Annotated in this window: 2 protein-coding genes and 1 pseudogene; 1 reads left to right on the top strand and 2 read right to left on the bottom strand. The window is 66.7% G+C overall.

From position 1 onward, the window contains the following. Positions 1–511, top strand: a 511-nt coding sequence (locus Q0X16_RS13155) for a sodium/proton-translocating pyrophosphatase (RefSeq protein ID WP_297835294.1), incomplete at its 5' end; no start/stop codon positions are given. A gap of 108 nt (positions 512–619) precedes the next feature. On the opposite strand, the gene Q0X16_RS13150 is transcribed toward Q0X16_RS13155, so the two are convergent. After that, positions 620–1,483 (bottom strand): A24 family peptidase, encoded by an 864-nt coding sequence (locus tag Q0X16_RS13150; RefSeq protein WP_297834995.1) that lies wholly within the window; start codon positions 1,481–1,483, stop codon positions 620–622. Between the two features lie 19 nt (positions 1,484–1,502). Beyond that, positions 1,503–1,617, bottom strand: a pseudogene (locus Q0X16_RS13145) (type II secretion system F family protein); the annotation flags it as partial.

The raw sequence follows: 1,617 nt of genomic DNA, 5'->3' as shown, positions 1-1,617 counted from the left end.
GGCGCTGGGCCCGCAGGCGCTGGGCGGCTTGCTGATCGGCACCATTGTGACGGGCATCTTCGTGGCCATTTCGATGACTACCGGCGGCGGCGCCTGGGACAACGCCAAGAAGTACATCGAGGACGGCAACTTCGGCGGCAAGGGCAGCGAGGCGCACAAGGCCGCCGTCACCGGCGACACCGTGGGCGACCCCTACAAGGACACCGCCGGCCCCGCCGTGAACCCGCTGATCAAGATCATCAACATCGTGGCGCTGCTGATCGTGCCGCTGCTGCCGGTCAACGTCGCCAACACCACGGCGACGACCGAGCCGATGGCGATCGAAGCCCCGGCGGCCGGTGCGCCGGTCGCTGCCGTGGCGCCGGCGGATCAGGCGGAAGCCGCGAACGTCGATGCCACCGATGTTGCGATGGACGAGGCGCCTGCAGCAGAGGCGGCGCCGAACGCGGCTTCGGCCGGGGGCGAGGATACCGCCGGGCAAGCCGGACACGAGAGCCCGACTGGCGAGTGATCGTCGGAGGGCATCGAGTCATGAAAACGGCGACCGCAAGGTCGCCGTTTTTTTGTGTGTCACGCGGGATGGATGCAGTCGAACCCTTTGCTGCCGGGCGGAGCGGCTTCAGGCCATTCCCGACACCCGCAAATACCATCCCACCAGATTCGGGCCCCACATGAAGCTGATCCAGCCGGCGACCGCCAGATACGGGCCGAACGGAATCGGCGTGGCCTTGTCGCGGCCCTTCGCCAGCAGCCACAGCGAACCGATCAGCGCGCCCAGGAAGGACGACAGCAGGATCGTGGGCAGGATGCCGGCCAGCCCGGCCCAGGCGCCGATCGCGGCCAGCAGCTTGAAATCCCCGTGGCCCATGCCTTCCTTGCCGGTGAGCTGCTTGAACACCCAGTACACCGACCACAGGCTCATGTAGCCGGCCATCGCGCCCAGCAGCGCCGGTTTGGTCGGCATGTAGAGATTGTCGCTGGCGGCCACCAGCCCCAGCCACATCAAGGGCAGGGTCAGCTGGTCCGGAAGCAGTTTGGTGCGCAGGTCGATGCCCGACAGCGCGATCAGGTAACCGGTGAAAATCAGCGCGCCAAAGCACTTCCAGCCGAATCCGAAGCGCCAGGCGCAGGCCAGGAACAGCAGGCCGGTGATCAGTTCGACCAGCGGGTACTGGAACGAGATGGGCTTGCCGCAGCTACGGCACTTGCCGCGCAGGGCCAGCCAGCTCAGCAGCGGAATGTTCTCGAACCAGGCCAGCTGGTGGTTGCAGCGCGGGCAGTGCGAGCGCTCGACCACGATCCCCGGCGGCGGCGGCTCGTAGAGGTCGGTCTGTTCGAGGATGTCGCGCGCATCGCGTCGCCAGCCCCATTCCAGCCGCGGCGGCAGACGCAGGATGACGACGTTGAGGAAACTTCCGATCAGCAGACCCAACCCGGCCACGGCGGGATAGCCGAGGCCGGGATGCGCGTCGAGGTAGGCCATTTAGGAAACGGCTCCGCCCTTACATCACGGTCGCGGCAAGCTTGAAGATCGGCAGGTACATCGCGACGATGATCGAGCCCACCAGGCCGCCGATGATCACCATCACCATCGGTTCGATCAGGCTGGACAGCGAG

This window comes from Thermomonas sp., from assembly GCF_025993755.1.
Classification (GTDB): Bacteria; Pseudomonadota; Gammaproteobacteria; order Xanthomonadales; family Xanthomonadaceae; genus Thermomonas.
Note: the sequence above shows the minus strand (reverse complement) of the source record. Positions and strands in the feature narration are given on the sequence as shown.